Origin of the sequence: Paenibacillus pasadenensis DSM 19293, assembly GCF_000422485.1 — a bacterium.
GTDB lineage: Bacteria > Bacillota > Bacilli > Paenibacillales > Paenibacillaceae > Paenibacillus_O > Paenibacillus_O pasadenensis.
This window is the reverse complement of record NZ_AULW01000077.1, coordinates 1-2613: the sequence shown is the minus strand read 5'-3', so window position 1 is coordinate 2613 and position 2613 is coordinate 1. Positions and strand designations below refer to the sequence as shown.

The 2613-nt window shown below is 54.7% G+C and carries 4 protein-coding genes; all 4 read left to right on the top strand.

Annotation, left to right across the window (positions count from 1 at the left end; genetic code table 11):
* Nucleotides 1-397 (top strand): hypothetical protein (locus H582_RS32360; protein ID WP_028598550.1); only part of this gene is annotated, 397 nt, incomplete at its 5' end.
* A gap of 582 nt (nt 398-979) precedes the next feature.
* On the top strand, nt 980-1351 hold the full coding sequence (locus H582_RS0110755) for a hypothetical protein (RefSeq protein WP_028598549.1): 372 nt from the start codon (nt 980-982) through the stop codon (nt 1349-1351).
* The gene (locus tag H582_RS0110750; RefSeq protein ID WP_028598548.1) at nt 1348-1713 is read left to right on the top strand and encodes a hypothetical protein; all 366 of its coding nucleotides are present in this window, start codon (nt 1348-1350) and stop codon (nt 1711-1713) included. Before H582_RS0110755 ends, H582_RS0110750 begins: the two co-directional genes overlap by 4 nt.
* 97 nt (nt 1714-1810) lie before the next feature.
* Nucleotides 1811-2613, top strand: an 803-nt coding sequence (locus tag H582_RS26970) for a phosphoadenosine phosphosulfate reductase domain-containing protein (RefSeq protein ID WP_205621418.1), incomplete at its 3' end; no start/stop codon positions are given.

Genomic DNA, 2613 nt, shown 5'->3' with positions numbered 1-2613 from the left:
GTTCAATGGGCGATCCGCTTGCGGTCATGAAGATGGGTTCCAGCTTGACACGAATCATTTTCTTCCGGCGAAACGGACCTGTGAAGGCGCCCTTGGCTGCTGCTACGAGACGTTTTCTTTTCATCAGGATACGGGGGAGCTAGAGAAGGATGGCGATCGGAACGGACGCTTCTTTCACTTCTGTAAGACGGCCTACAAGCCTTATGACTTCGCGGTAATCGTTGCCTTAATTATCGTGAAGCATCATTTCGGACAGGAGGTTCAGGTGCGGAGTGATGGAGGGACGGCGTACTGGGCGGACGGCATGCGGTTTTGTCAGCGTCATCTAGGATACGGCGTTGATTTTTGTTTAGATGATGCCAATCAACGGACGAAGGAAAACGTCAAAACCATGTAGACATCGGGCCCGAATTCCCACCACCAACTAATCCGGGAAGCGACCCGAGAAAGGCACTCGGTTCCATTCCCGGATTTTCCGCTTGCGGAAGAACGCCGCAAGCGGAACCGTCGGTTCCGGTGGCGGGCAAGGTCAAGGGCAAACCCGGCTCTGCGCTATCGCTTCGTGGCCGGGTCCTTTTTTGTGGGTGAATTCAAAGATGCAAACCGGGCCGTGCGTCTGCGCGGCTTTCGGCGCTGGGCGGCCGGCTTCGCTATGTCGTGTCAAAGGGAACCATCCGCTGTGTAACGTATCCGTCATCCTAGCCTGCCGTCCCGAGGCCGCCGATGCAAGGGCGGCTGTCGCCGGCCCTGTCGGGCAGACCCTTGCATCGGCGGCCTCGGGCCAGCAAAACGGCTATGACGGCTACGTTACACGGATGGTTTCGCCCTTTGACAACTCCATCGCTCCACCGGCTCGCCTAGCGGGCCGAAGTCGCTGGACGACGGCAAAACCTTAAAAGATTCCGCTCATCGCCGCTCGGGCTAGACCGGCAAACGTTTCCGGATGGTCCAACATCTCGCGAAGGAGGTCAAGTCGATTTTGAAAAATAATCAGATTTTCGTTGAGGGGGCCAGTCCGCCGGACTGGATGCAGGCTGCTAATGAGGAAATGGAATGCCTAGAAAGTAAAATCGAGGAGGAAAAACATATGTACAAACTGCCAGATGGAACGAAATTGAGCCTTGATCCGCAGGGAACGATCACCTTGTATTCCGGAGGCGAAGAGATCAGCATCGATGCGGAGGAAGCGTTGTTCGTGGTGGTGCCGTTGGTCGACCATCTGCTGATGGAGAAGCGCGAGAGAATGCGTGCGCAAGCGCAAGAGGCTCTGATGGCGCTTCGCGAGCAGGGGGATGGAGAGGGTGTCCGTATCATTTGCACGGCGTTTCTGAAAGCGGTGGAGCGTGGATGAAAAAGCGAGCGACGATCAAGCGCATGCGGGAAGCGCTGCGCATGCTGAATCAAGCCGAGGGGCGCGGTCCCTCGGACGGTTCCGAGAAGGTGGAGGGAGAACGGGCGGGCTTCGTCAAGCAGCAGTACATACTGGTCATCGTGAAGTCCGGATGTGTGTTCGGGTTGAGAAAGCACGATGATATGGAGGAATGCAAGGAGGCATTCCGAGCGGAGACGGGTGTGAGCTATGACGATTATGCTCGGCGCATTACCGAGCGCGACAGCGCGGAGATTCTAGGGGAAGTGTTTCAAGGCTCGGACATTTACTTGGACCAGCCGGATCGAACGGGATACATGTTCCCGTTGTGGGCGTATCGGTGACGGAATCAGGACGGGCGGCTGGATGGCTGCCCGGCCCTCCGCATCGCTCCGTAGCCGGACGAAAGTGTAATCGGAAACGCAGAGGGAGGGAGAAATCATGAATATTCCTGATGACATTCAAGACCTGATTCAGCAAGGAGCGATTTTCTACGTTTCACATTCAGGGGGAAAGGACTCTCAAGCCATGTATTCGCTTCTGGTGGACATCATCCCTTTCGACCAGCTGTCGGTCGTTCATGCGGACCTGGGTTATGTTGAATGGCCTGGAGTGCAAGACCATATTCAGGCCAATACCTCCCATCCCGTGCATGTGGTTCGAGCTGGGAAAACGTTGCTTGAGATGGTCGCTCGGCGTAAAAAATGGCCGTCTTCTTCATGTCGCCAGTGTACGAGCGATTTGAAACGAGGGCCAATCATGAAGTTCATCCGAAATGATGTTAAGCGGCGTGGACGTCGCATCGCGGTAAACTGTATGGGGCTTCGGGCGGCAGAGTCGAGCGCTCGTGCCAAGAAAAGCCCGTTTTCTTTCAATGTCTCGGCCAGTTGCGGATTTAGGGACGTGTGGGATTGGATGCCTATTTTCGACATGAGCACAGAGGAAGTTTTCGGGGTGATTGAGGATTCCGGACAGAAGCCTTTTTGGGCCTACGAGCGAAACGAGCGACTGAGCTGCGTTTTCTGTATCATGGGAAGCTTAAATGATCTTCGGCATGGTGCTGAAATGAACCCCGCCCTTTACAGAAAGTACGTCGAGACGGAGAAAGAAATCGGTCATACGATGTTCATGAAAAAGAAAACCCCTATTAGGGGTACCGCCAACATTTTAACGATAATATACGCTAAGCCTTCGGATGTACCTGGCTTAGCGTTTTTTCTTACTCTAAGCCCAATAGTCCGGGC

Excerpts from the sequence above, each read along its gene's own strand:
- H582_RS0110750 (WP_028598548.1), top strand. The coding sequence starts at position 1,348 with ATGAAAAAGCGAGCGACGATCAAGCGCATGCGGGAAGCGCTGCGCATG.